At 45.3% G+C, this 25,676-nt stretch carries 14 protein-coding genes; 10 read left to right on the top strand and 4 right to left on the bottom strand.

What is annotated here, in order from left to right; genetic code table 11:
* Positions 1 to 12: 12 nt before the first annotated feature.
* The gene (locus tag B3E00_RS05525; RefSeq protein ID WP_293886744.1) at positions 13 to 381 is read left to right on the top strand and encodes a polymorphic toxin type 44 domain-containing protein; all 369 of its coding nucleotides are present in this window, start codon (positions 13 to 15) and stop codon (positions 379 to 381) included.
* Between the two features lie 290 nt (positions 382 to 671).
* Here B3E00_RS05525 and B3E00_RS05530 read toward each other — a convergent pair whose 3' ends face one another.
* Both B3E00_RS05530 and B3E00_RS05535 read right to left on the bottom strand, forming a co-directional pair.
* Positions 672 to 1,853, bottom strand: coding sequence for a PepSY-associated TM helix domain-containing protein (locus tag B3E00_RS05530; protein ID WP_293937539.1), 1,182 nt, complete (start codon positions 1,851 to 1,853; stop codon positions 672 to 674).
* 2 nt (positions 1,854 to 1,855) lie between these two features.
* Positions 1,856 to 4,324, bottom strand: a complete 2,469-nt coding sequence (locus B3E00_RS05535) for a TonB-dependent receptor (RefSeq protein WP_293937542.1) — start codon at positions 4,322 to 4,324, stop codon at positions 1,856 to 1,858.
* Positions 4,325 to 4,362: 38 nt separating this feature from the next.
* Here B3E00_RS05535 and B3E00_RS05540 point away from each other — a divergent pair, with 38 nt between their 5' ends.
* On the top strand, positions 4,363 to 5,490 hold the full coding sequence (locus B3E00_RS05540; protein ID WP_293937544.1) for a helix-turn-helix transcriptional regulator: 1,128 nt from the start codon (positions 4,363 to 4,365) through the stop codon (positions 5,488 to 5,490).
* Between the two features lie 93 nt (positions 5,491 to 5,583).
* Here the strand turns inward: B3E00_RS05540 and B3E00_RS05545 are convergent, their stop codons facing one another.
* Positions 5,584 to 6,621 (bottom strand): leucine-rich repeat domain-containing protein, encoded by a 1,038-nt coding sequence (locus tag B3E00_RS05545; protein ID WP_293937546.1) that lies wholly within the window; start codon positions 6,619 to 6,621, stop codon positions 5,584 to 5,586.
* A gap of 503 nt (positions 6,622 to 7,124) precedes the next feature.
* Between B3E00_RS05545 and B3E00_RS05550 the strand changes: the two genes are divergently transcribed.
* From B3E00_RS05550 to B3E00_RS05585, 8 genes are all read left to right on the top strand, one after another.
* Positions 7,125 to 11,147 (top strand): two-component regulator propeller domain-containing protein, encoded by a 4,023-nt coding sequence (locus tag B3E00_RS05550; protein WP_293937548.1) that lies wholly within the window; start codon positions 7,125 to 7,127, stop codon positions 11,145 to 11,147.
* Positions 11,148 to 11,319: 172 nt separating this feature from the next.
* Complete coding sequence (locus B3E00_RS05555; RefSeq protein WP_293937550.1) at positions 11,320 to 14,631, top strand: SusC/RagA family TonB-linked outer membrane protein; 3,312 nt, start codon at positions 11,320 to 11,322, stop codon at positions 14,629 to 14,631.
* A gap of 11 nt (positions 14,632 to 14,642) precedes the next feature.
* A complete protein-coding gene (locus B3E00_RS05560; protein WP_293937552.1) occupies positions 14,643 to 16,430 on the top strand; it encodes a RagB/SusD family nutrient uptake outer membrane protein in 1,788 nt (595 codons plus the stop codon).
* Between the two features lie 35 nt (positions 16,431 to 16,465).
* Positions 16,466 to 19,321, top strand: a complete 2,856-nt coding sequence (locus B3E00_RS05565) for a SusC/RagA family TonB-linked outer membrane protein (protein WP_293937555.1) — start codon at positions 16,466 to 16,468, stop codon at positions 19,319 to 19,321.
* Positions 19,322 to 19,332: 11 nt separating this feature from the next.
* A complete protein-coding gene (locus B3E00_RS05570; protein WP_293937558.1) occupies positions 19,333 to 21,054 on the top strand; it encodes a RagB/SusD family nutrient uptake outer membrane protein in 1,722 nt (573 codons plus the stop codon).
* Between the two features lie 90 nt (positions 21,055 to 21,144).
* The gene (locus tag B3E00_RS05575) at positions 21,145 to 22,467 is read left to right on the top strand and encodes a DUF1735 domain-containing protein (RefSeq protein ID WP_293937561.1); all 1,323 of its coding nucleotides are present in this window, start codon (positions 21,145 to 21,147) and stop codon (positions 22,465 to 22,467) included.
* A gap of 27 nt (positions 22,468 to 22,494) precedes the next feature.
* Positions 22,495 to 23,772 (top strand): glycoside hydrolase family 26 protein, encoded by a 1,278-nt coding sequence (locus B3E00_RS05580; protein WP_293937564.1) that lies wholly within the window; start codon positions 22,495 to 22,497, stop codon positions 23,770 to 23,772.
* 389 nt (positions 23,773 to 24,161) lie between these two features.
* Positions 24,162 to 24,554, top strand: coding sequence for a DoxX family protein (locus tag B3E00_RS05585; protein ID WP_293937567.1), 393 nt, complete (start codon positions 24,162 to 24,164; stop codon positions 24,552 to 24,554).
* Positions 24,555 to 24,734: 180 nt separating this feature from the next.
* On the opposite strand, the gene B3E00_RS05590 is transcribed toward B3E00_RS05585, so the two are convergent.
* On the bottom strand, positions 24,735 to 25,676 hold the full coding sequence (locus tag B3E00_RS05590; RefSeq protein WP_293937570.1) for an ABC transporter permease: 942 nt from the start codon (positions 25,674 to 25,676) through the stop codon (positions 24,735 to 24,737).

The following is a 25,676-nucleotide window of genomic DNA, read 5'->3' on the forward strand; positions in this document are numbered from 1 at the left end:
GAAGCAAGGCTTTTGGGAAGAATTAGTGCTTTACTTTCAATTAGTGATGCGAGCGTGGGTAATGATGCTGATTTTCCATTAGTGTTAAAAGATAATCCCCAATTTGCTCTAAAATCCAAGGCGGGGGAAAGAGCTGGAAGGGGATTTATGGAAGTTAAAGGTTTACCATTCAGAATAAATGGATCAAAAATACTTTACAATCCTTCTGATGCGGGACAGTATATATGGGGGGCATGGATGAGAGCTAATGGATATACTTATATGCAAGTATGGTTAGGATCAAATCTTAATGAATGGAAAAATTTAGGTGATTCAAAAGGAGATCAAAATGCGATTAAAGCCGGATACAATGCTATGGATAAATGGATGAACTTAAAATAGAAATATGCAACAGATAAAGTTTCCAACTATTGGAAGTATAATGATTCCAATTTTATATATTATCATTATTAGTTTTAAAATTAATGCTAAGAATTTAGATGAAAGATGTTTAAGGATTGTTGAACACCAGTTTAATAATAAGGTGGCTTTCCCAGTTTTTGTTATGCTAATTCTTTTGTCAATTTTTACTATTATTAAGTACAAAAAGGAGCTGAGAAATAGGATATTTGATATAATTTTAATTTGTCCTATTTTATTTCATGTATTACTTTTTACTATCAAAATGATATTTAATTTATTTTGATAATGCTGCAACGCCGTTTCTTCTTCTTAAATTTTCTACCATACCAGATATAAAAGCCTGTTACCGGCAAAGAGGCGCAGATTAAACTGGTCACAAATGCGATCCACATGCCTGTACGCCCGGCTATTTTTCCGACATGGATATCATAGTTGGAATCGCGCCACTTCATGCCCAATGTTTTATCATTTTGGAGCCGCTTGAAAGAGCACTTTTCACTACGAAGATCATAGGTATAGGTATCGGAAGCCGACCACCAGGTATTTCCTTTCTTATAGACAGTAATATTGGCTAGTGAAGCATTTTGTGGGATGTTGACCAAAGCACCTTCATGCGCGCCATACTTTTTCACAACATCAGACCATATCAGATCTAGAGAGGCCTCACTGGCGGCATCTATTGTATTTTCTGGAGCTTTTGGCTCTTCGTGTTTCTTATTGGGCCGCTTACCATCCAGCAACCAGTAAATACTGGTTTCCCACCATTTGAAGGACCAAACTAAACCCGTTGCCGCAATGACGATAGCAACGAAGAAAGCGTAAAAGCCAAGTACTTGGTGAAGATCGTAGTTTAGGCGTTTCCATTTAGCACTAAAATTAATCTTGAGGCGTTTAACAGCGACTTTACGGTTTTTGGGCCACCAAAGGAAAATACCCGAAAGTAACGTAATGATAAACAGCAAGACGCTGGTACCTACGATGGTGCTGCCCACATCGCGCCTCAGATATAAGAATTGATGGATCTGCCTGACAATCCAAAAGAAATTAGTTTCGACATCTATTTTCCCTAAAACCTTTCCGCTGTAGGGGTCTACAAAAATACGGTCCCAATAGCGGATTTCTTTGTTGATGAATACGCCGACGATATCATTCTTTGGACGGCGCTTAAGGGCTTCAAATAGATAAACTTGTCGCTGATCATCTCTAGCAGGCACACGGATAAGGGTAATGGGATGATCGGTGACACGCTGTGCATTTGCCTTTAAGATGGAGAGGGGAAGTGTTTTCTCGCCTTTGTGTGCCGTTACCGTCACATAACTTGGATGAAAAAGGGCAAATAGTTCCTTCTCAAACACATAGATAGCGCCTGTAATGCTCACAATAAAAACCACCAGACCGGACAATAGTCCGATCCAGCGGTGTAAAAACAAGATCGTCTTTTTTAAAGTCATCCTTAAAAGGTATAGCCGAGTGTCAATAGGAAATTACGTGGTGCACCTGGAAATAGACGGATGTAATCGTAACCACCTACCCAATGGGTTTTATTGGTGATATTATTGAAGTTGGCCTGCAGCTGCACTTTACCAATGGAATAGTACAAGGCAGCATTCAATAAACTGTATGAGGGTATTGTTTGGTTCAGGTTAAGCGACAGGTTTCGTTTGTCTACGTAGTTGGCACCGACACCGATACCCAAGCCTTTGGCTTTTCCGGAGGGAATAGAAAATCTGGTCCAGATATTCGCCGTATTCTGAGGCGCATTGGGCTTTTGTTTGTTCAGTTCTTCGTTATTCCCGCCTTTGGTAATTCTGGCGTCGTTGTAAGCATAAGAAGCGATAACACTCCAATACGGAAGGATCTGACCCTGAATGTCAAACTCGATCCCTTTGGATCTTTCCTTACCGATCTGTTCCATCAAATCCGCATTTTCGGCAGTAGGTGCAGGATAAAGGGTGTTCTTCTGATTGATCTGATAGATGGCTGTACTCGCCTGCAATTTTCCATCCAACCAGGCAGTTTTTAATCCAAACTCGGTCATATCATTTTCGAGCGGATCGAATGGCCCGCCTGCATTTGGATTTGCCAGCGCCGAAGCCGTTTGTGGGTTATAGCCTTTGACGTAGGTTCCGTATAGATTAATCTGCGGATTGATGGTATATACTGCGCCAAAGCGTGGTAGAAGGACATCTTGGTGTACATTCTCGGCCTGATCTGTTTTATAATTGGCAATATCCTTGTAATTCTCATACCGTAACCCAAGCAATAATTGAAGCCGCCCCAGAGTGAGCTGATCCTGTAGATATAGTGCATTCAGATGATAATAGGTTGGAGCAACTGATGTAGTGGATGCCGGTGCAAAAAAATACTTGCTTTCGTCCTGCAACTGTTGACTTTTCAGGGGGTTGCTAAGGTCAAAACTAGATACATTGGGCACTGGATTGCCATTTTTGTCAAGTAAATAATTATTGATCATTTTAGGATCAAATTTAGCAATGCTGCCTGTGTTATCTTTATTTCTGTAACCGCTTGCTGTCAGCTGCGAACCACCCACAGGTAATACCTCCTGGGCGTAGTCATAGCCGGCAATGAGTTTGTGGGCTAGCACGCCCGTGTTAACGTTATAATTAAAGAAAGCGGTGATGTTATCGACAAATCGTTTTCTGTTTCGGATGAAAACCTGTCTTGCCACCATGTTCTCAATATTGGCTCCTTTGCCATCTACAGCATATGTATTGGCCGAGCGGTGTTCTGACAGATCCTCGGCGTAGCCTGTTTTCATGTAAGATGCATTGAAACTCAATTTATCAGTGAAACGGTGATTCAATGAGGCAGTGACCATATACGTTTGTTCGTTCAGAAAATCATTGGCCGTACTCATGGATTGGCTAATAGGGGTCGAATACAGATCACCGTTGGCAAAGACAGATTGTCCCCGGTCGAGTCTCGACTTGGAATCGTTATAGACCATATCAAAATTGATGCGGGTGTTTTCTGATGGAATAAAGGAAAACGATGGTGCCAGCACCAAGTTTTTGTCAAACTGGAGATCCCGAAAACTTTGTGCGTTTTCATAACCGATGTTGAGGCGGTAAAGCAACGTTTTATCGGATGTCATAGGTCCTGTGAAGTCCGCCAGGGCCCGGAGGTTGTTGAAGCTTCCCACCGAGAATTGCAACGATTTGCGTGCCTCGTCTAACGGCTTTTTTGTGACACGATTAACGACACCGCCGGGGCTCGCATTCCCAAATAGAGCTGACGATGGGCCTTTCAATACTTCCACCCGTTCCAGGTAATTGGCCAGCGGCTGTTTCCAGAACCCTGTTGTGGTACGCATCCCGTTGACAAGCTGGGTGTTGGATCCACCATTGATCCGAAAGCCCCGGATCGTAATATCGTCGTAAAAGGTAAACTGATTGACACCACTGAAATTTTTTACAATTTCGCCTACACGCATCAATCCTTGGTCGGCAATAAGCTCTTTGGTCGCATAAGAAACCGATTGCGGTAAATCACGCAATTTGGTTTCGGTCTTACTGCCGATAAACGACTGCGTGTTTCGATAGGACTTTTCTTTGCGCCCGTAGATTTCTACCGTTTGCAGCGCTTCCTCTGCACGAAACATGGGAAATGTCATGGTAAAGGGATGTGCCGGATCAATCGATATTTTCTGTTTGATGGTTTTGTAACCGATTGCATTAATGCGGATATCATAGGTTCCTTTGCTTAAGGTAGGCAATATAAATTGTCCATGATGGTCCGTTGCGGTATGCTGGTTGGTTTTAAGTACCGTAATTGTAGCTCCGGCAAGGGGAGCATTGTATTCATCCAAAACTGTTCCGTTGAATAACTGTTTTTCTTGCGCATGAGTGAAGGTGAGTTGTAAACTCCATATGGCTGCGACAAGCATAGGTATTTTTCGCATCTTATTTAAATTTAATCTTAATAAGCAGACAAAATTCGATGATTAAACTTATATTTGGCGGAGAAAAAATATGCAATTCGGGAATTTTAAAGGTTACCCTAACTATGGATGGTTTAGAAAAAGTACTTCTCAATAATGCACATCTGCAGGAATCATGGTCTTTGGGTGAGCAAGTTGCGCGCGAAATTGCCGACACGCCGCCACATTACGTGTTTGATATCCGCACATTTAGAAATCGGTCTTTCCAATTTCGCCAAAAAACGATGAAACAGTATTCTTCACGAATGAATGTCTCCGAGATTGTCCTGCCGCAGGGTATGCATATGATGCATTCGGAACTGACATCTACAAGTGATGGCTATCTCTGTATTGACAATGCTGTACCGTATGTTCATGTTTTTTTCGCGTTAAATAGTGACCGGCAGTACTACGTAGATGGTGAACTATTAGGCAGCTGTTCACCGGGGCATGTCCAAAGTTACCTGTTTGCAGCACCTCAGATTATTGGCTTATGGCATCGCCGCCCGGCAGAAAGCTTTTTTGAAATCAATATACCGATTTCTTTATTCGAATCCCATTTGCCCGTAGATAGCTCTTTTGGGCTTAAGTTGCGTAGCCTTGCGGAAAAGTCACAGACGGGCATTCTGTTTGACGAGTCTAGATTGATCAGTGCGCAACAGAAGGAAATTATTGCTGAACTACTGGATACGGAGATGGACAAAGAATGGAAATCATTGTATTGTTTTGGTAAGGTTCTGGAGCTATTGGCGCGTACATTTGATGAGCAGAAGGTTAAAGGAATAGCGCTTCCAATTGATAATAACCTCAGCCCCGAAATGAAAAAGCTGATGACCAAAGCGAAAGAAATAGTAGAGAGCAGGTTAACAGATCCACCATCATTGACACAGTTGTCTGCCGAATTGGGAACGAATGAAAACTATTTAAAAAAATATTTCAAGCTATGCTACGGTACAACCATTTATGGCTATGTCACAGCGAGTAGAATGCAAAAGGCGAAGCGCTTGCTTGCAAAGGGCGATCGGCCAATAAATGAAATTTCACGCTTTTTAGGCTATAGCAATCCTGCCCATTTCTCAGCAAGCTTCAAAAAGCATTTTGGGGTGAAACCCAAATTTGTACAGCAAGCTTCTATGAATCCCTCGTAAATATCAACGTTCTTTGCTTTTGTTATTGAAGTGGTTGATAGTGAGGTTGTCTAACTATCTGTATAGAGTTTGCTTCCTTTGCTAGGATTGAACTTAGTCATTCATTTCGTCATAATAAACATCGGTTTTGCTTAGGATCTGCTGTACCTGCTCATACTGCTTTTTTGTCAATCCTGTATCGTTCAAGAAGAAAAGCCCGCTCCACTTGATTTTTTTTACAGAAGCCAAGAATGGTTCCCATTGAAGAGGATTATTGGTAAACGGTACATAGACCAGTTTGGGATTGTTTTGCAGCGCTGCAGGGAAGCTGGTAAACTTGTTGAATGAAAAATTGGCCTTCTCTAAATTTTTAAGGGTAGCAATAGATTTTGGTAGCGTAGTCAACCCCGCGTTTTCGATACCGATTTGTTTTAATTCCGGCAACTGCTCAAATAAATCGGGCAGATCGTTCAGCTTAGTTTCACTTTTATAATGGCCAGAAAGGGATAGGAAGTTCAGTTTGCCAAGACTAAAAATTTCTTTGGGAAAAGCGGTAAATAGATTACCATTTAACCCCAATTGTTTTAAATTCTTGAGTTGTGCAAAGGATGCAGGCAAAGTCGTCAAGGGGTTGTTGCAGTCGAACTCTTCCAGTGCTGTCAGGTTTGAAATGTTTTCCGGAAGTGTGCTGAGCTCATTTTTGCTTAATGTGATTCTTTTCAGCGTGGGGTGGACAGTTTTGATCTCAGGAAAGCGATTGATAGTCAGGTTGTTGATTTCCAGTTCTTCCAGCTGACTACCCTCGTCAACCACCTTCTGTAGGATGCCGCTGTCGAGCTTCTTTCCTGAGATGGAAGAACTCAGCGATAAGGTTTGGATCTGGGAAAGATCGGTATTCAACAGTTCTTCGAAGTTCTCCAACGTCAGTTCTTGCCCATCTGTCTTTTTGATGCGCACCTGATCAGCAGCCTGCATGGGCATGGTTATCATGCCGGCTTCCATACTTTCCGAAGTACCCGCCTGTTCGATTACTCTTTGTGCTTCGGGAATGGGGTTTACCACTGGCGGCGGTACTTCTTTTTTCTTTTTCTTTTGTGCTGAAACGCTTAGCGTAAGTAAGGATAAGCTGAATACGATAATATATTTTTTCATGTTGGATCGACTTTGTGTTCATGCAAATATGCATAGCTCGATAAAGCAATTATTCGACCAATTTATATCCGCATGGCGCTGGTTTATGATTCGCTCTTTTTTTTCTAACATTCGATCCGTTCTTTTGGGTAGAGACTTTGTTTTATGCTATTATTTGCAATTTCTTTGTATACCCAATCGGGTATATTTATTTGTATTTAGTAACAATTATACCCAATCAGGTATAAAATTTAAGTCGGTTTATTCTTAATAAATAGTGTTGTTGGCCAACAGTTACATCCACAACAGGTAGCCAGTTAACGGACTTTCCGAAGTAAAGCCATTCACGTTGTCCAAAAAAAGTTTAATTTATACGATGTAAGGGAATAAACGTATCTTTGACAATCCTAATGTGGAAAATAATTAATTAGCGTTTCCCCCTATTAAAAGTATTGGCTGAATTGAAACAAAGATCCTTTTTTTTAATGGTTTACTGTCGCCTTTTGTTTTCGCTGGCGATAATTATGCTGTGCACAAAAGCGCATGCGCAGGAAAAAAGCTATTTCTTTAACAATAGGGGCATCAAAAACGGTCTTTCCAATGGTCGGGTGATTGCTATGGCCGAAGACCAAAATGGTTTCATATGGTTTGGTACGGCTTCAGGATTGAATCGCTTCGACGGCTATGACTTCAAGGTATTTCTACACAACGAGCAGGATAGCACCAGTATCAACGATAATTATATCGATAAAATAGTCAAAGGACCGCTCCACTCTTTATGGATCTATACACCAAAAGGCTGGAATAGATACAATGCGGCCAATGAACAGTTTGAATCCAAGCCCAAACGTTGGCTCGCCCAGCTTGGATTGCCCCACGAATGGTTCAAAACAATTGTTGCCGATCCCATCGGGAATTTTTGGTTTATCTACCCAGGGGAGGGGATTTATAAATACCTCATCCGGGAGAAGAAGTCGCAGCTTTTGAATATGCAAAACAGCAGCCGACCGCTTTACAGCAATGCGGTCTCCTCACTTGCATTTGATTCCAAACAGCAGAGCTGGATAGTGTATGCAGATGGAACAGTTGACGTACGAGGGGATTCGGATAATCAATTGGTCAGAAGGCTTCATGTGCCTGCAAGTAATGGCGAGCAAGGCTATCAACTTTTTATAGATGCACAGGATGATGCCTGGATCTATGTGCCCGGTAAGGCGAATGCAGTTTATTGGCTTTCTGCTGCAGATAACAGATGGCTGACACTGGATCGAAAAGTCGGTCAGCTTCAACTCAATAACGATATCGTTAACGGCATCGTGCAGGACGATAGGGGCAACATATGGATTGCTACAGATCACGGTGGAATTAACCTCGTTGATAAACAAAAGAGAACCATTAGCTATATCTCGAATGATTTTGGTACAAAAGAAATTTTGCCGGGAAATGCGATACAGTCGTTGTTAAAGGATGCGTCAGGAACAATCTGGATGGGGACCTTCAAAGCGGGAATTAATTCTTACAGCGAGACAAAGTCTTCGTTTCCACAATACCGTCATGATCCGAATAACCTAAAGAGTTTACCTTTTGACGATGTGAATTGTTTTGCCGAGGATAGACGCGGCAATCTATGGATCGGTACCAATGGGCGGGGTTTACTCTATTACGATCGGGCAGCGAAAACATTTACAAAGTTTCTGCAGGCCAACAATGGAAGCGGGCCTTCAAGTAATATTATTGCGAGCTTATATGTCGACCGCGATAACAAGCTGTGGATCGGTACTTATTTTGGTGGACTGAATAGTTACGACGGTCAGCGATTTACTTACTATCGACACGATAGCAAGCGGCCAGGGAGCTTATTGGAGGATAATGTGTGGGAAATATTTGAGGATCGGGAAAGACGTTTGTGGGTGGGAACATTAAATAATGGACTTCAGCTTTTGGACCGTAGCACAAATACCTTCGTGGATTACCGCTACAATCATCCCTTTAACTTTTCGGTCAATGCCATCATGGAGGACCGGAAGGGAAACCTGTGGGTAGGTGGTTCGGCCGGTATTGAACTGTATGATCGGAATCGAAAATTGTTGCAGCATTTTAGCTATCAGCAAGGTGCAGCAAATAGCTTGTGTAATACCACGGTACTGGATGTCATCGAGGATGCAAAGGGTTTGATCTGGATCGCAACACGCGATGGCTTATCGATTTATAGTCCGGAACAAAAAAAGTTTTTCAAATATCATAAAGCGGATGGCTTGCCCCACCAGACGATCTTGCGTCTCATTATGGATCATCAGCATGCGATCTGGGCCAGTACACCTAATGGCTTGTCCAGAATCTCTCCCCAATACCTAAAGGATGGTGTTAAATTGTCGTTTCGGAATTACGATGAAACGGACGGCCTGCAGGGCAATGTCTTCAATGATGACGCAGCATTTATCACCAAAGCAGGTGAATTGGCATTTGGTGGCAGTAATGGGTTCAATCTTTTCTTTCCACCTAATGACCAAGTGAAAGGGCATAGTTATCCGTTGTTGTTTACCGATCTCCAGCTGTTCAATAATAGTGTGCGTGTGGGGGAGCACTATGAGGGCAACCTAATCCTGTCGGAGAGTATATCCACCACCCATAAACTGGCTTTAAAATACGATCAGAATGCGTTTGCGATCCAATTTGCAGCGCTCAATTTTGTCAACGCCGGAAAAATAAACTACAGCTACCGGATGCAGGGGTTACATGACCAGTGGGTCAGCGTGGATGGGAACAGCCGAAAAATAAGTTTTACGGGATTAGCACCCGGAAAATATACGCTCGTGGTGCGTGCCGAAGAAAGTGGTGCTGCCGATCCAGTATACGCCAAGCTGGATATTGAGATTAGGCCCCCTTTTTGGGCGAGTGCCTGGGCATATGGTTTTTATGGCTTGGTCATCGTACTGGGACTGGTATGGGGGCGTTATCGGATCATCAGCCGTACCCGCCTGAAATTTAAGCAAGAACAGCAGGAACAGGAGCAGCTGCGTAGGCAGGAGCTGGATGCGATGAAGATCCACTTTTTTACCAATGTTAGCCATGAGCTTAAAACTCCGCTGTCCTTGATCCTGACACCAGTAGAAAAATTGTTGGATCAGCCTTATTCCGAAAATGAGCAACGGCAATTCAAATTGATCCACCGAAATGCTCGGCGCCTGCTCAATTTCGTTGATCAGCTGCTGGATTTCCGGAAACTGGAGCTTGGTGAGTTGCATCTGCATAAAAAGAACCTCCGGATTTTTGGGCTTTGTAAAGAGGTCTACGATTCATTTCTCGATCTGGCTGAAAAACGTCAGGTGCAGTTCGCCTTCGAAACCTTGGGCAAGGATGTTTGGGCCGCCCTAGATCCGGATAAAATGGAACGAATTCTGTTCAACCTGTTAACCAATGCTTTTAAATTTACACCCGAAGGCGGGAAGGTGACCTTATCTGTCGACACCAGAGGGGATGATAGGCTCGAAATCCGCGTCAGCGATACGGGGATAGGTATTGCTGACGATAGGTTGGAAAAGATCTTTGAACGTTTTTTTCAGAACGAACTGCCCAAACATATGATCAACCAGGGAAGTGGTATTGGACTGGCCATCAGCCGGGAGTTTGCCAAGCTGCATCAGGGTACCCTGCATGTTGAAAGCGAAGTCGGACAGGGAAGTACATTTGTGCTGCAATTGCCGTTGCAAGATATCCAGGATCGGAATGAAGCAGTGTCCGATGATGTACTAGCGGAAGACATAGGCTCCGCTCTTTCGATGCAAAAAACCGTACTGTTGGTGGAAGACAACGACGACTACCGCAGTTACATGAAGGAATTTCTCCAGCCGTATTTTCAGGTTATTGTGGCCTCCAACGGAAAGGAAGGCTGGCAGAAGGCCCTTGCAGAGCATCCCGATCTGATCGTCAGCGATCTCAATATGCCAGAAATGAATGGTGCGGAGCTCTGCCAGAAGATTAAGACAGACAAACGGACGGCTTTTATTCCTTTTATCCTGCTGACTGTCGTCAATTCCGAGCAGCGGCAGCTCCAGGCCCTCGAAATGGGAGCCAACGATTACATCACCAAGCCGTTCCGCATGGAAATGCTGGTTTCAAAAATGAAAAATCTACTCGCTCAGCAGGATCGCTTTAAGGAAACCTATCAAAAGCAGGTTTCAGTAGCCCCCAGTGAGCTGGACACGGCTTCACTCGATAATGAGTGGATCACAAAAGTGCTGGCCTACGTAGAGGCTAACATGGGCAATTCGAACCTCTCCGTGCAGGGACTTGGTGAGGCATTTGCCTTGGGCAGAGCGACCTTGTACCGGCGGATTTTTGACTTGACCGGCAAGACACCAGTGGAATTTATCCGGAGCATCCGTTTGCAACGGGCGCAGCATATGCTCGAGACCGGACAGTGGTCGATCGCTGAAATTGCCTACCAAGTGGGCTTTACGGATCCCAAATATTTCACCAAAGTTTTTCGTGAAGAATGCGGGATTACACCATCTGCCTATCAGGAAAAACACCGCCAGAAGCTTTAAAAGGGGAGAAGTGAAACATTTTTCCCCCTATATTCTGCGAAAATTCATCCCTCAAGCATAGCCAATATCCTAATTTTGATGCAATGCTGTAACCAATTTATTGATTGACCACTCAGGTTACCGTAAGGGAAATAATTTCAAAATTATAAACGAACTGATAAATATGATTTGTTTGTCCACTGACAGTCATTCGACTTGTCTTGAACGCTCGACAGTACATTTTTCTAAAAAGGTAGCCTTTTTAGGGATATTTATGGCGTCCATCACCTGCATGGCTCATGCGCAAACCCGCATTTCTGGAAATGTGGTGGATGAGCAGCGGCGTCCGCTGACTGGCGTTAATGTCAGCGTCAAAAATTCGAATAATGTGACACTGACTAATGTCACGGGGGATTATTCGATAAAAGCACTTCCCACCGATACGCTTATCTATACGTTCGTCGGTTACTTGCCGCAACGTAGGGTCGTAGGCGATCTGAAAGCCATCAACATCCAATTGTATAAAGATAATATTCAGATGGAGCAGGTGGTGGTTGTCGGCTATGGTAAACAGAAACAACCGACCGTGACAGGTTCCGTCAGTGTGGTAGCAGGTAAAGATCTGGTACAAACGCCGGTAGCCAATGTCAGTAATATGCTGGTCGGTATGGCGCCGGGTATCACTGGGATACAGAACAGCGGTGAGCCTGGACAAAATGCGACAACTTTGCGTATCCGCGGGACATCCACTTTGAATGGTGCCAATCCGCTTGTCGTTATCGACGGTGTGCAACAGCCTGCGGAAAATCCATTTACCATGTTGAACGCCATTGATGCCAACGATATTGAGAACGTCAGTATCTTAAAGGATGCCTCGGCGACAGCGGTATACGGTATCCGTGGCGCTAATGGCGTGATTATCGTTAGCACTAAGCGGGGCCGCTCGGGAAGACCTGCTTTTAGTTTCTCGGCCAACACGGGGTTTACGCGCGCAACATCGCTCATGGGCATGACCAATTCGCATGACTTTGCTTCCAGCAGAAATGAATCGATCCGAAAACTGGATGCTTCAGGAAACGGTTCGTATAATAATATGTTGTTTTCGGAAGATGAGCTTTGGAAGTTTAAAAACAACCGCGATTATACAGCAGCAGAAATTGCAGCCATGCCACTCAACGAGCAACAGAAGCAGCAGCTGCAAAACAGTCCGGCACTGTATTACACCAGTCACGATTGGTACAAAGAACTCTTCAATGGCACAGGACGTCAAAATCAATACAACTTAAATGTTTCGGGAGGCAGCGAACGATTTAAATATGCCAGTTCGATCGGATATTTTGATCAGACGAGTATTCTGAACTATACAAAAATAGCCGGAGCAGATGTGGATCCAAAATTCTCTAGATACACTTTCCGTAATAATTTCGATATTGAGGTGGTCAAAAATCTGGATATCAGTGTCAACATCAGCGGCCAATTCCTAAAGAATAAAATTGCCAACCCCAAGTCGGATAATTTTAGTAACGTGCAGGGATCTGACCTGGCTTCGCGATATCAGTCTTTATTGCTCAACTTGAAGCATGGGCCTTTTATATCGCCCGGAATCGTTGACGGACGAATTGTCCTGAACTTTCTTGGAGCCGATGGCAGCGCAACGAATCCCATCGGTACGGTAAGAGGGGGAAATGGAGGCTTCCCGAGTCAGGTGATTAATCCGCTCAATCTTGTAACGCGCGGCTACGGCGTCACACAGGGAACCAACCTCAGTGCGCAGACGGTGCTGAAGCATAAAATGGACTATCTGACGCGTGGTCTTAAATCCCATTTCACGGTGGCTTACGACGATAATTATGCAAAAGGATATACCGTGACGCCAGGCGTGCCGACTTATTCGGCTTACCGAAATCCACAAAACCCGACAGAAATCGTCTACATCGGGGGCATGGTGAGTACCGATAATAGTCTCACCGACTACCTATTCAATTCCAGTTTTAGAAAAATGTATTATGAAGCTGGCGTAGACTATAACCGCGACTTTGGAAAGCATAATGTATCGGGGCTCGTCTTGGCGAATGCCCAAAAATACATTGATAACAACCTAGCTTTTAATACACCATCGGGTTTAATGAGCTTAGTTGGGCGTGCTACCTATAACTATGCCGAACGCTATTTGGCCGAGGTGAATATGGCCTACAATGGGACCGAACAGTTTGCTCCCGGTAAGCGTTTTGGCTTCTTTCCCGCTTTCTCTGCGGGCTGGATTATCTCCAAAGAGTCTTTCTTGCAAGACAACAGCGTCTTGAGCTTTGCCAAGATCAGAGCCTCCTATGGTGAGGTCGGTAATGATCAGATCGGTGGGATGCGTTACCTCTATTTGGCCAATTCATGGAATTTAGGGGATCAAAACAATGGCTATTATTTTGGAAGCACAGATGGCTCGGCAACCAATCCGCATATTCCAGGGGCGATTGAAGCGTCGGTCGGAAATCCGCTGGTCACCTGGGAACGGGCAAAAAAGAGCAACGTACAGCTTGACCTGAAATTTTTCCGTGATAAATTATCCTTTTCAGGGACTTATTTTAATGAAAAACGGTCCTCTATCCTTGTTCAGCCTAGCATTATTCCAGCGAATCTGGGCGTTGCCGGTACCCCGGTCTCCAATGTTGGTCGGGTAAGCAATAGCGGCTGGGAGTTTGAATTGGGCTGGGACGATAAGTTAAGCGAAGACTTTACCTACTTCTTAAAAGGAAATTTCTCCTACGCACGCAATAAAATAGATTACATGGCCGAAGCGGCTTTCCCATATCCTTGGATGAACCAAACGGGATACATGATCGGCCAGCCAAAGGGATTGGTCGCGGATGGGTTTTACAACAATGCTGCCGAACTGGCCAACCGTCCTTACAATAGCTTTAGCAATCTGGTGGATGTTGGCGACCTACGCTATAAGGACATCAATGGCGATGGTATTATCGATAACAACGATATGATCCCAATTGGCTATCCTTCTTTTCCGCTGATCTCGTACAACTTCCGTTTGGGTGTGACCTACAAGGGCTGGGACTTAAATACACTATTTATCGGTACCGCAAAAGGCTCTTATGATATCAGTAACACCTACTACGGCGGCAATCGTATCGTAGAGGAAGTTAATAATGGTCGATGGACGCAGGAAAAATATGAAAGTGGACAGGAGATCCTTTACCCGGCACTAAATGCTATTGACGGTGTATCCCAAGCCTCGAAAGTACGGAGTACATTCTGGCTGCGCTCAACAGACTTTTTGCGTTTGAAAAATGCTTCTGTAGGCTATACCGTCCGCGACAGCAAACTCTTGCAGCGTGTCGGGCTAAGCGCCGTGCGGGTGTATGCCAGTGGTAATAACCTCGTCACCTGGACCAAGCTCGTGAAAGGGATAGATCCCGAGTCGACTAGTCAGAATAGCAACGGCTATATATTCCCGCTTGTGAGAACATACAACCTGGGTGTGAACATTTCATTTTAAAACTTACAGATATGATCGATATAATACAACGCTATTGGCAAAAGGCTTTGTTTGCTTCCATGTCCATGGTGATCTTGGGAAGCAGTATATCTTGCCAAAAAGATTTTTTGCAGGTCCCTCCCGGGGGTAATCCGACGGTGGATACAATTTTTAACCAGTCCGCCAACGCTTATAATGCCATTGCGGGTGCCTATTTTGCCTCTTTGCGCCAGGGACTGAACTGGAACGGCTATTATTCACCGAGCACCGATGATCAGCTGGCGGGCAGTCAGGCTTTTTGGGTGCAGATCCCCGGCAGTGTGGCGGCGGTATCTATTCTTGGCGGTGGCTTTACCCCCAATTCAAATAGCCAGGACATGGGATCCAATGGTGGTTACGGCAACGACGGTTACACCGACAACTTTCAGGCGATCCGCAAAGCGTACCTCGTCAAGGAAAATATCGGCCGGGTGTCTGATATGAGCGACTCGGATAAGAAAATCGTACAGGCCGAAATGCAGGCGCTGGTCGCTTACCGCTATACGCAAATGTTTATCATGTATGGTGGGGTACCGATAATCTCCAAAAGTTTTCCACTGACTTCCTTAAACAATCTGGAAGAACTGGCCATCCAGCGCGCGCCGATAAAGAATGTATTGGACAGTATTGTAAGCTGGTGTGATCAGTCTGCGGCCATCTTACCTTCGCGCTGGGCAGATAATTCACTGGGCAGGATGACCAAGTCGGCAGCATTGGCAATTAAAGCAAAAGCTTTGCTCTATGCGGCGCGTCCATTATTCAATAATGCAACACCTTATCTACAGTTGGGGGCAAACAATGCGCTGATCTGTTTTGGGAACAATGATCCACAACGTTGGAATGTTGCGCTCGAAGCCAGTGAAGCCCTGATCAAAGAAGCCGAAGGGGCGGGGGGATTGCGTATTATCAATACGGGAAATCCGCTGGCTGACTACGGTACAGCTACTTCCACACCAAGCAACCGGGAAGTAATCTTAGCGTTCAAACAACAGGTGCCATCGTCTGGTGGTGCTGGTCCATACAATATTTTTAATGTTGTCAATTTTCATTATCAGGCCAATGGAGCCGTGTTGTCGAGCAGTATGCTGGAAAACTACTACAAGGCAGACGGCACAGAGCAGAGCTGGCCAGGGGTAGGTCAGACGGCTCCGTTTTCGGAATACCTTACCAAGTTTAAGGAGATGGAACCACGCATGCGCGCTGATTTCAACGGTTGGGAAATGCAGGCCGACAACAACCCCGGCGATCCCATCTGGCACATGAACGAGCATTATAAGGACGTCAACCATTTCGGTGCCGGACAGCCGACCAAGTTTTATTATAAAGCAGGGCGTCGTGAATGGTTCGACTTTCCGATTTTCCGTCTGGCGGCATATTATTTAAGTTCGGCAGAAGCATATAACGAAATGGGGCAACCTGTTGCAGCCCTCAGCCGCCTTAATGTAATCCATCAGCGTGCAGGACTACCGGCTGTTACTGAAACCAATAAAGATAAACTGCGCAAAATCATCCAACGGGAATGGGCGATTGAGTTTATCCAGGAAAAATACCGGTTTAACGACCTGAAACATTGGAAGGATAGCCAGATCGACAAGGGTATCATCGGTGGACCGATCCGTTTTCTGGTTTTTAATAACGGTGGTGACGCTTTGCCTTCGGGAAATACCAATTTTGGAAATGCGGTACGTTATAATGGGTTTTGGCATCCGAGGCAATTGTTAAATCCTTTCCCACAAGGTGAGGTAAACAAAGGTTATCTGATCCAGAATCCGGGCTATTAATTGATAAGACTGACCCTATTAGAAGACTTTAAACTATGAATACCTATTCAATGATAAAAAAGGCTACCGCCTTACTTTTTGCTGTTTGGTCGGGAAGCACTGCGCTGATGGCCCAGCAACCGGGCGAATGGATTGCTCCGGATTCTACCGACAGCCAAAAAGTAAAAAATTATGCTACAGTACGTGGACAGGAACTGGAAAAGATACCTGTGGCAAACTTAACCAATACCTTATATGGACATCTGAATGGACTGATGGTAGGCCAAACCAATGGACAGCCGGGGTACGATCAGGCAACACTCATGATGCGGGGAAGAGCAACGTACGATCAGGCTGCCCTGGTCTGTTACGTGGATGGTTTTCAGGTGGATATATCGTTCTATTTTCAATACCTTGCCGCCGGTGAGATCGCAAGTGTGACCATCTTGAAAGATCCGGTGAGTCTAGCCACATTTGGCATGAAAGGCGCCAATGGCGTGTTGTGGGTGACGACAAAACGCGCCAATACCGATACGTTTCGCATTGATGCGCAGGTAATATCTGGCATTCAGCAGGCTGTCAAGATCAGGAAGCCTTACGACGCTTATCAGTACGCCAATCTATACAATCAGGCCATCAGTAACGATGCCTATGCGCTCAATGGCAACCGCTTTCAATGGTCTCCGGTCTACAGCGATCAAGCCCTACAGCAGTACAAAGATGGATCCGGTACCAATGTGGACTGGCTCAACGAGTCGCTGCGAAATAACGGCCGCTACACCAATACCTATGTCAATATGCAGGGCGGCATGAAGGAGGTGGCTAAATATAACCTCTACCTGGATTATATGGATCAAACGGGACTCTTTAATATCCCGGGTGGCGCTGAAGCAAGCCGCAATACAGGCCTCAAAAGGTATAATCTACGCTCGAATGTGGACCTGAAGTTCTTTAAAATCTTTACTGGAAAGATTGATCTGGGCGGGCGTATCGAAAGTTATAGCCAGCCCTTTAGCAACAACACGTACGACAATGCGCAGAATTTTTGGAAGCGGCTGACGACTTACCCCAATAATATCTATCCCGTGCGCGATGCGCTGACAGGACAATGGTCGGGTAATGCACTTTATCCAAATAATCCGGTTGCGGAACTGAATGCCTTGGGTATGTATGCTTCGCATGACCGTACATTACAGGGAAACTTTAGCCTGCGCGAAGATCTGAGCTTCCTGACAGAAGGCTTGTACCTTGAACAGGCGGTTTCTTTTAACACCTGGTCGCGTGTGATCCAGAATAAAACCGCTACCTATGCCCGTTATTACGAAGGTAAACAGGCTACCGCCGATCAGAATACACCGATAGTTTTCGGAACCAACACCCCTTATGGGCAGTTGACCTGGCGGCAGTCCAACCTTTCGGCTGGATATAAAAGGCAGTTCGGTAAACATCATATTAACGCCGTGGTCAATTACTATGCAAGCGATATGATCCCTGATGCCAATGAGGATGCGTCAAAAATTGCTTACCACTATCAGCAGATTTCTGGAAGGGCATCTTATGCTTATCAGGAGAAATACTTCGCCGAACTCGGCTGGGGATACAGCGGATCGGATGCTTATGCACCGGGAAACCGCTGGAAATTGTATCCTGCAGCATCTTTAAGCTGGGTACTATCGGAAGAGGATTTCCTTAAAGATAATCCGGTGATCAACTATGCCAAGCTGCGCATCGCCGCGGGAAAGACCGGCAACGACCAGACACTGCAGGGTAGATACCTCTATCAGCAGTATTATCGTTTCCTCCCTGGCAGTGTAACGGGCAACAATAGTCTGTCTTTTAATGGTGGACTGGGATTAGGCCGTCTGGCTACGCCAGATATTACCGCTGAGCAAAGCATGAAATACGAACTGGGACTGGATATGCGGCTACTTAAAAATCTTGATTTTCAGGCGACTTGGTTTAGCGATCGCAGATCGGGCATCATTACACGAAACAACCTCATAGCGGGCTACCTGGGCTATACCGGCGCAGATATGTTGCCGCTTCAGAATATTGGTAAGGTGAACAATGAAGGGATTGAACTGGGGCTGAGTTATCAGGAGCAGATCGGAGCGCTACAGCTGAACCTGGGTATGATGGCGACCTATGCGAAAAACAAGATCGTTTATCAGGCCGAGATACCCAATAAAAATGCCTTCTCCAATACAACTGGGCGTGCTATCGGTACACCCATGGGGCTGGTGGCGGACGGCTTCTACCAATTTGAGGATTTTAACGCCGATGGCAGCCTGAAAGATGGACTCGCCAAACCAAGCTTCGGTCCGGTGCAACCGGGGGATCTGAAATACAAAGATCTGGACCAGAATGGCTTTGTCGACCAAAGCGATGTGACAGCTATTGGCAAACCGGCCTATCCTAAATGGTATTATGCATTCAACCTGGGCCTAGCGTACAAAGGCATTGATCTATCGGCTTTATTTCAAGGAGCAGCAGGTATGGATATTAATTTATTGGGTGCCGCTTACAATCAGGTGGTTCCTTTTGTGGGAAACACGACAATTTATCCCATTGCCGGAAATGCTTGGGCATATTATCCAACGGAGGGCATTGATACCCGCAATAACGCAACTTTTCCGCGGTTAACGACGCAGAGCAATGCGAACAACTATACCAATTCAACCTTTTGGATGAAAAATGGAGACTTCCTCAAGTTGAGGTCGCTGCAGGTCGGGTATACCTTACCATCCGCTGTATCGGAGAAATTGCACATGCAGAAGTTCAGGGTGTTCCTGACCGCTGTTAATCCATTTGTCTGGTCTTCATTCTACCGGAAATACCAAATGGACCCGGAGACACCTGCGGGCTATCCGGCGCTGAAATCTTATAATCTAGGAATTTCATTTACCTTTTAATTGTTTATCCCATGTATTTACGTGATCATATAACCACCAAAATAGCAATTGCGATAGCAGTGCTTAGTCTCTCGGGCTGTGGGAAGTCGTTTTTGGATACGCGTCTCGACACGCAGCCCACCGAGCATAATATCGATGGCAACTACGCAAGTCTGATGCAGCTGGCCAATACACCCTATGCTTATCTGTCCCAGCGAAACGAATTTGCGGCGCTGGACGGAAATCTCTTTGCTGCGGCTACCGATGAAGCCCAGCAGACCAATACTATAGGAGACGTTTACTTGTTTAATAATGGCAACTGGGGCGCGTTTAATAATCCCGACGATCGTTACAATATGTATTATTCGGGCATCTATGCCGCAAATTATTTTTTGGAATACATCGACAAAAAAGGGGGTGACTACAAAGCCTTGCTTGCTGTCAACCGCGATACCATCACGCAAGAATCGCGTACTAAGTACCTGAACGATGTAGCCTCCATGGGCTGGTCAATAGCTGAAGCACACGTGCTTCGGGCATACTATTATTTTGAGCTGATCAAGCGCTATGGCGGCGTGCCTTTATTGACCAAAACGTTTAGCGTGAATGAGAAGCCAGCTATTGCTGCTTCTTCGTTTCAGGAGGTCGTCGAATATATCGTGACATCTGTCGATAGCCACGTAAAAGACCTGCAGCCAAACTGGAAAACCTCACAATTTACAAATCTGGATGGCCGCTTTAATCAGGGTGCTGCGCTTATGCTGAAAGCGCGTGTGCTGCTCTATGCCGCCAGTCCGCTGCATAATCCGGGTAATGATATTGCCAAATGGCAACGTGCTGCAAAAGCTGCTGCGGAGGCATTGCAATTTGCCGATCGCATGGATGATGCAGGTGGAAAAAATGCGCTCGACAACAATTACAGAAATTATTTTCTTGGCAACAATACGCTCAATAGTGCCGAAACCATTATGGCGATCCGCTACACGGCCAGCAACGATCTGGAACGTGCAAATTATCCGATTGCCACACCCGGCGGATTGAGTGGAGTTACACCGAGCGAGAATCTGGTGTCGGCCTACGAAAAGCTGGACAACTATTCAGCGAGTAAGCCTTATGATAATCGGGATCCACGTCTCGGCTATACGGTCGTGGTGAATGGAAGTGAGTGGAACAACCGTACGATCGATCAGACAGCCGGCGGAACGGATGATAGGAGACGTGCCAACGCGAGTAGAACGGGGTATTACCTGAAGAAATTTGTTAATGACAATGTCAATCTGGTCAATAACGCAACCAATCCGCACAACTGGCCACTGTTCCGCTACGGCGATCTGCTGCTGATCTATGCCGAGGCAATGAATGAAGCTTATGGCCCCGATCAAGCCAATGGCTGGGGGCTTACTGCCCGGGAGGCAATTAATAAGTTAAGAGCCCGTCCGGGGGTTGATATGCCAGCGGTGCAGGCCAGCGGCAAAGCGGAGTTGCGTACAGCGATCAAACACGAACGTCAAGTGGAGCTGGCCTTTGAAAATCACCGCTATTGGGATTTGATCCGTTGGGGCGATGCCGCCACCGTATTGAATAAACCGATCTATGGTGTTACCGTAACAAAAACAACTTCTGGTACGCTGCAATACGAAACGAGACAAGTTCAAAATAGGGTTTTCATAGCGCCAAAGATGAACTTCTATCCTTTTCCGCAAGCGGAAATCCATATCAGCGGCGGGACACTAGTCCAAAATCCAGGCTGGTAATAGAAAAGCAAGCAAGCAAGCAAGCAAGCAAGCAAGCAAGGTTATGGAAGTTTATTAACTAGTTGAAAAAACAAAAAGAGGAGTGAACAGATGAATCTACTCAATTATAAGAATAACATGTACAGGATATTTAGTGTCTGGGCTATGGCCTTGACTCTGGCGGCCTGTCAAAAGGATGATTCGGCAAAGGAATATGGCGAGTCGCTCATTTACATGCCGCAGAGCGTTAATTTTTCCATGGGATCAAATGCGATCTATCCCGTTCCGGGATCATCCAATGGGATCAGTCCAACGGGAATGAACTATACCGTCGATGAACAATCCAACAAAACAAAAATCCTATTAGGTGCATCCGTATCCGGGACAGCGAAAGGCGCTTTTAGCGTTGACGTTAAAGCGAATACAGATACCGTTGAGCAGCTGTTAAAGCAGGGGACCCTTGGCGCGGATTACAAGGTGCTTCCGACCAAAAACTACCGCTTGCCCAATCGACTGGATGTGCCGGAGAATGGGTCTGCAACCTTTTATCTGGAAGTGGACAACAGTGTTATTACAGACCCGGATAATTTTGGTAAACATTTGGTTGTAGCGGTACAGATTGCCAATCCAAGCCGTTATACCTTGGATCAAAAACGAGCAACTACTGTGGTGGATATCAATATTGCAGGCCTGTTTCCGTCTGCAAATACAACATCGGAGATCAATGTAACGCCGGGCGCTACCATCACCATCGCTGGACAGAATCTCGACAAAGTGACCGCTTTGAAGTTTTCCAACAGCGAAACGGCAATTCCTATCCTTGCACAGTCTGCAAATAGTCTACAGGTGAAAGTGCCTGAGATGGGTGGCATCCCGCGCTCAACGATTGATTTGGTAACACCATTTGGAACAACAAAGAGTGCATTTGAATTGGTCAATTTAAATCTTGCCCTGCAGGTGTTTACGGATACTTATGGCGCCAATATCGGAGCCAATAAAGATGGCGACGATTACGGATCTAGTCAATCAATATCCACCAGCGTCTTTAAACGGGGAACCTCTTCGTTGGCAATTAAATATGCAGCAAATAATTACTCTCCCGGCGGACTGGTCAATACGGTTGGCTTTGAAGATAAAGGTTATAACTACATTACGTTCTGGGCGAAAGGAACGACTTCTGGTGCTGGGAATGAAGGGATACAAATGGCTTTAATGGGCGACGGAATGCCGGATGGCTATGGAAATGATTTTGCCGGAGTGGGGATTATCGTCACAAAAGAGTGGACCTATTATAAAATTCCAATCGGCAAAGGTGCCGCTAAACCGATGTGGAGTAAAGGAACGACCTTCCGAAAATTTGGATGGCGATTGAATAACTGGAACGTTCCGCAGGATGAAACAATCTATTTTGATGACATTCTATTTGTAAAATAAAAATTAACGCATAAAACTTATATCATAATGATGGCTAAAAAATCTTATTTATTGCTCATAACACTTTGTTTTTACTTGTGCTGCTGCTCAAAAAACAATGCCGAAATTATTAACGGATCTGCTGAGATTCAATCGCTGGATGCGGCATTTATGCAAGTGTCAAAAGCTGCCGTTGCAGGAACTACGTACGAGGCAGAGGTGTATCTTCCGTATGCTGGTGGTAATGGAGCAGCCTTTGAAAATGGAGCGTCCATCGCCTCAACCGGTGTCTTGGGCTTGACGGCGACCTTGCAGCAGGGGCGTTTGGAAAAAGGCTATGGCTCATTGCTATATAAAATAAGTGGTGTCCCGGCACAGGCGGGGACAGCATCTTTTGCTCTAACTTTTGGTGGTAAATCGAGTGTTGTTGCGCTCGAAGTCAATCAAAAAGCTGATGCTAGCTTGCTTTACTGGGGATTCTTTGATGATTCGGGGACGCCGATGCCTTTCTACAACGGCTTTGGTAAGAATCCGAGTATGGCCATGATGTTTAATGGCTGGACTGCGGATGGTAGTCGCGAATTTCCTTCGGCATTTTGCCAGGAAGCTTCCGCAGCGGGCTATGTACCACACGTAACCTGGGAACCCATGATGGGCCTCGATGAATTGATGTCCGGAAAATACGATAACGACATCAAACGCTATGGGGAAGCATTGGCTAAATTTGGTAAGCCGGTCGTACTGCGATTTGCGCACGAATTTAATGGGGACTGGTATCCCTGGAGCATGCAGAATGATCAAGTGGTACCCGTAGCTACTTATATCAAAGCCTTTCGCTATGTGCACGATAAGGTGCGTGCGGCAGGCGGTACAAATGCACGTTGGGCCTGGGCACCTAATAATGCCAATGGCAGTAAAAATCCGCAATCGGTAGAATCCTACTATCCGGGTGATGACTATGTGGATTTGATCGGTATGGACGGATACAATTTTGGGACCTCTCAGAGCTGGTCTACCTGGCAGTCCTTTGCACAGGTTTTTGGTCCACTTTATAACAAGCTAACTACTGCTTTCCCCAACAAACCTATTTTTATTGCTGAAATGGGCTGCTCATCGACAGGCGGTGATAAAGCCGAATGGATCAACGATATGTTTGTCCAGCTGGAAACGCAGTTTCCGAAAATAAAAAGTTTTGTATGGTTTAATATCAACAAGGAAACAGACTGGCGCTTTACCAACGGACAGGATGCGATAGATGCATTTAAAAACGGCCTAAGTAATGCTAGGGTAGGGGTAGACCCAACACTGGGTGGTGTGATCCAGTAAAGAATTTACATCAATAGGAATTACGATGAATTTATTTAAAACCTTCAATCAGCGAGGACAGTTTAGGTCTGGATAGGTTGATCGATTTGTATTCCTATTCGAAAGGCAGCCTATCAACTACAGATAGGCTGTTTTTGGTTTTGAAATTAGTGCGGACTGCATTGAATTTATTTCTTTGAAAACGATTGAACGACGGGAAATGTTTATTGCTTGACATCGATTCGGTCTATGGGAGACGCTGCCCAATGTGGCAGATTTCCCTATGTCTATCTATTAAAGCGGATTTCCTTATAACGGATAGTCCGCTTTTTTCTTCGACTGAATACTTCTTTTTTCAGCATGGAAAAACAATTCCATTAAGATAGCTGTACTCTATAAAAATTTAAAAGATGAAGGATAAATCGCAAATGCAGAAAATTGCACGGTATGGTTTAGGTGCATTTTTAGTTGTGGCGGGAATTGGACACCTGACATTTTCTCGTAAAGAATTTCGGGCTCAAGTGCCAGATTGGGTGCCGATCTCCAAAGACGACACCGTTGTATATTCTGGTTACGCTGAAATTGCCCTGGGGGCAGCACTCATACTGGCGCCTGCTAAACAGCGGTCGAAGGTTGGAAAAATTGCTGCTGCTTTTTTTACGGCTGTATTTCCTGGAAATATTGCGCAATATACCGATCGCCGTGATGGATTTGGTTTGGATACGGACGGTAAACGCCTGGCACGCTTATTTTTTCAGCCGGTGCTGGTAGCATGGGCATTAAAAAGCACAAGCGATACATAGATTCGAACAGTCTATAGCAGATCATTGTTTACGGCGGGTCCTCTGCGCAGGGGAGCAGCTTAAATGCATAAAGGTTGCTGGAGCTACTCCAGGCAACCTTTAATTTTTGTAATCTATTGCACGACGATTTGACCTGCCTAGATCCTGCTTTTAAACATATTTAATCGATTATCAATTTTCCTAGTTCCGAATTTCTCTTCGCATAAAAATGAAATAGGACCAAGCAAAGCAGATCATCATGGCTGCTGTAAGCCCACTGATCTGCGGCCATACCATCAGGAAACTCTCGCGAAAGGAAAGTGGTGCAGGAATGGCGCCAACCATCTGTTCCATGGCAATGGGGCCGAGGCTGCGTACCGATGGCATCAATAAGGTCGTAGTGGCATCGGTGTAAAGCTGGCTGGGCGATAGGCGGAGCAGGTTAAGAATGAGTTCGTTGTAGCTCAGGTATTCCTGCTCTGAAATGTAATTGGGATTGGGTAAAAATGGGCGTATGGCCAAGTTGACCAAAATCGGAAAAAATACCGTAAAAAACAGCCAGATGCCGATGGCTGTCAACGCTGAAGTTGCTGGCTGCCTAAAACGAATGGAAAGCAATATCGACAGACTGAGCCAAAAGGCAACATATAGTATGCTGATCAGGGTGAATCCTAAGATGCGCAGGAGTTCCTGTGGTTCTATCCGCACACCTGTGCCGATTAATCCTCCCCCGATCATGAGCAAGACGAGTGCGGTAAACAAGGTGCTCACAACAATCAGCGGAGCAAGAAACTTGGAAATTAAAAGGCTGTCGCGATAGATGGGCTGTGCCACAAGTCGTGTTAAAGTGCCGCTGTTATACTCGGAGTTAATGGCGTCAAAGCCGAGGGCTATACCCAATAGGGGAGCCAAAAAATTCAGAAACACATGGAATGGAGGGATCGAGTTATCCGTAGTTGTAAGCAGCTTGAGGTAAAGGAATGACTGGTCGGGATCTTTCATATTACCGACAGCTTCTTTAAGTCCTGAAGATGAAACATACAGGGATGCGCCAAATGTCAGTACAATCAGCAGGATCAGCACGATAAAGCGCCAGCTGCGGATATGTGTGGCAACCTCCTTATTGATCAATACATTCATCAT

The sequence above is a fragment of the Sphingobacterium sp. UBA5996 genome (assembly GCF_002429765.1).
GTDB lineage: Bacteria > Bacteroidota > Bacteroidia > Sphingobacteriales > Sphingobacteriaceae > Sphingobacterium.